The organism is Stenotrophomonas pictorum JCM 9942, assembly GCF_001310775.1.
GTDB classification, from domain to species: Bacteria; Pseudomonadota; Gammaproteobacteria; order Xanthomonadales; family Xanthomonadaceae; genus Stenotrophomonas; species Stenotrophomonas pictorum.
This window is the reverse complement of sequence record NZ_BAZI01000638.1, coordinates 1-1,023: the sequence shown is the minus strand read 5'-3', so window position 1 is coordinate 1,023 and position 1,023 is coordinate 1. Positions and strand designations below refer to the sequence as shown.

The window sequence follows — 1,023 nt, the reverse complement described above, 5'->3', positions numbered from 1 at the left end:
GCAGCGCGGCCGGGCGGGCGGTGGCGATCAGCGCGTCGTTGCGGCGGTGTGCGCCAATCAGCGGGAGCACGCTCTGCAGAACGGCTGCCAGCAACGCGAGGATCAGCAGGACCTGTCCGATTTCAGGCAGCACTCAGGGCGTTTCCGTGGTGGCGGGGGCATCGGCGGGCACCTGGTGCTTGGTGTGCGCCATGCCCATCTTGTCGGCCAGTTCCTTGGGCATGTAGGTCTCGTCATGTTTGGCCAGCACGTCCTCGGCGACGAACACGCCATCGACCATGCGGCCGGTGGCGACCACCGCCTGGCCCTCGCGGAACAGGTCCGGCAGGATGCGGTCATAGGTGACCGGCAGCTGCGCGTCGCCATCGGTCACCTCGAAACGGGCCAGCAGGGCGCCGGTTTCGCGCTGGAACGAGCCCTTGGCGACCATGCCGCCGAGGCGGAAACGCGCGTCGGGCGCGACCTTGCCGGCCATCACTTCAGCCGGGGTATACAGGTAGGCGATGTTGCGCTGGAGCGCGGTGGCCACCAGGGCCGCGGCGATGCCGGCGGCGGCGAGTATCGCACCCACCAGCAGCAGGCGTCGGCGCTGGACAGGACTCATCGGCTCAACTCTCCCTGGTCGGCTTGCGGGGTGGCGCTGCGGCTGGCACGGGCCAGCCGGCTGCGGGCCTCACGCAGCTGCTGGCGCAACTGCAGCCGGGGGATGATGAAGTCCCACGCCAGTACCGCGAAGAAAACGCCATAGGCCAGCGCCACATACTTGAAGTAGCTCATTGTGCTTTCTCCAGACGTTCGCGTACCCAGCCCTTGCCGGTCTCGCGGCGCAGGTTGTCGGCGCGGGCGCGCGCCAGCAGCGAGCCGGCGAACCAGAACTTGGTGGCCAGCACCATCAGCCACAGCGGCAGGGTCATGCTGCTGTCCATGCTCGATTCGCCGAACACACGGATGGTCTGGCCCTGGTGCAGCGAATTCCACCACACCACCGAATAGCGGATCACCGGCAGCAGCACCACGCCGACG

Annotated in this window: 2 protein-coding genes and 1 pseudogene; all 3 read right to left on the bottom strand. The window is 68.1% G+C overall.

From position 1 onward, the window contains the following. Positions 1-133: 133 nt before the first annotated feature. Positions 134-604, bottom strand: coding sequence for a cytochrome c maturation protein CcmE (ccmE, locus tag JCM9942_RS16720; RefSeq protein WP_054660964.1), 471 nt, complete (start codon positions 602-604; stop codon positions 134-136). Then, positions 601-777 carry a heme exporter protein CcmD gene (gene ccmD / locus JCM9942_RS18510; protein ID WP_083468609.1) on the bottom strand — a complete coding sequence of 59 codons (177 nt, stop codon included), beginning with the start codon at positions 775-777 and terminating at the stop codon, positions 601-603. Before ccmD ends, ccmE begins: the two co-directional genes overlap by 4 nt. Further along, positions 774-1,023 (bottom strand): annotated as a pseudogene (locus JCM9942_RS16715) (heme ABC transporter permease); the annotation flags it as partial. The pseudogene JCM9942_RS16715 and the gene ccmD, both read right to left, overlap by 4 nt.

Coding starts and splice junctions, on each gene's coding strand:
- ccmE (WP_054660964.1), bottom strand. CDS start 604: ATGAGTCCTGTCCAGCGCCGACGCCTGCTGCTGGTGGGTGCGATACTC.
- ccmD (WP_083468609.1), bottom strand. CDS start 777: ATGAGCTACTTCAAGTATGTGGCGCTGGCCTATGGCGTTTTCTTCGCG.